Raw genomic sequence first — 1,377 nt, 5'->3', positions numbered from 1 at the left:
TCGCGTCTCCGCCGCTTGCTCAACCCGCGCCCTATGGCGTAGCAGAAACGACCGAGGCTCTAATCGCAGCTGGATGACAGTTCAGTGGCAGGTCAACGCCAGAAGAGTTCCGGGCGCTTCTGGAGCACGAGCGTGCGATCGTGCGCTGGCTTCTCGAAACCGACGAGTACGCGCTCTCGGATTCCGTTCGTTTTGTGTTCCAGACGCTCGATCATGTCCTCGTTTCGACGAGTGAGAATGCCGAAACCCTGGCTGCGGCGGGTTATCCTGTTCTCCGTAATCTGCTCATCTTCACGGCTCATGGCTTGCACCATGTCGAGAAATCGGCGGGCCGGCTCAGCCTTGCTGGCGTCCCGATGCAGCTCGCGGTGGCTGGGATGGTTACATTCATTCAAGCCAATACAGCCAGCATTCTTGGGTTCGCGCAGAGCGTTCCTGAACTGCGAGCCTATATCGAGTATCACCTGACTCGACTTGAGATCGACTACCAAAGAAAAAAGCAGGGCGATGGGGAAGATGACCAATAGCTCCCCCACCCCTCGCGTCTATCTCGCCGGGCCGGACGTGTTCCTGGCCGATGCGGCCGAGGTGCTGGCCGCCAAGCGGTCGATATGTGCCGAGGCGGGGCTGGAGGGTGTGTCGCCGCTCGATGCCGAGATCGGGCCGCTGATGGACGGATCGGCGGAGGCGGCGCGCGCGATCTTCGCCGCCAACCGGGATGCGATGCGGAGCTGCCGGTTCGCGATCGCCAACCTGACGCCGTTCCGCGGCGTGTCGGTGGATGCCGGAACCGCGTTCGAGGTCGGCTTCCTGGCCGCCCATGGCGCCGTCGTCTTCGGCTACACCAACGAACCGTCCGCCTATCATCTGAGGGTCGCGGGGCACGCGCCGCTCAATCCGGCCATCGCCGCCCATGCCGGCGGCGGCTGGAGCGTGGAGAATTTCGGGCTGGTGGACAATCTGATGCTGCCGTTCGGCATCGCCGAGACCGGCGGCGTGCTGGTCGAGCATGCCGTTGCCGATGCCCACCGGCTGTTTCACGACCTGACCGCGTTTCAAGACTGCGTGCGCCGGATCGCCGCGGCCGTGGATACCGGGCCCGGGGCGGCCTGACTCGGCGCCTGTTGCTCCGCCGCCGCAGGTGCGCCGGTTCCGCGGCGCCCCCTCTGGATCGTTGCCGCCAAAGAACCATATGGGGGGTCGGAGGGAGCCGGAGGGCCGGTGCTTTCCTCGGGATCGCGGGGCTTCGTTCGGTGACCGGTATCGGCTGAGACCCCTTGCTGCTGACCTGCCACTGAACTGTCATCCAGCTGCGATTAGAGCCTCGGTCGTTTCTGCTACGCCATAGGGCGCGGGTTGAGCAAGCGGCGGAGACGC

Annotated in this window: 2 protein-coding genes; both read left to right on the top strand. The window is 64.9% G+C overall.

Annotation, left to right across the window (positions count from 1 at the left end):
* Positions 1-140: 140 nt before the first annotated feature.
* Positions 141-527, top strand: a complete 387-nt coding sequence (locus ACSSVZ_RS28115; RefSeq protein WP_453974169.1) for a hypothetical protein — start codon at positions 141-143, stop codon at positions 525-527.
* Entirely contained in the window at positions 517-1,113 is a 597-nt protein-coding gene (locus ACSSVZ_RS28110; protein WP_453974168.1) for a nucleoside 2-deoxyribosyltransferase, read from the top strand. Before ACSSVZ_RS28115 ends, ACSSVZ_RS28110 begins: the two co-directional genes overlap by 11 nt.
* Positions 1,114-1,377 lie beyond the last annotated feature (264 nt).

Source organism: Amorphus sp. MBR-141, from assembly GCF_053628695.1.
This window is presented reverse-complemented; position numbering and strand designations above follow the sequence as displayed.

Excerpts from the sequence above, each read along its gene's own strand:
- ACSSVZ_RS28110 (WP_453974168.1), top strand. The coding sequence starts at position 517 with ATGACCAATAGCTCCCCCACCCCTCGCGTCTATCTCGCCGGGCCGGAC.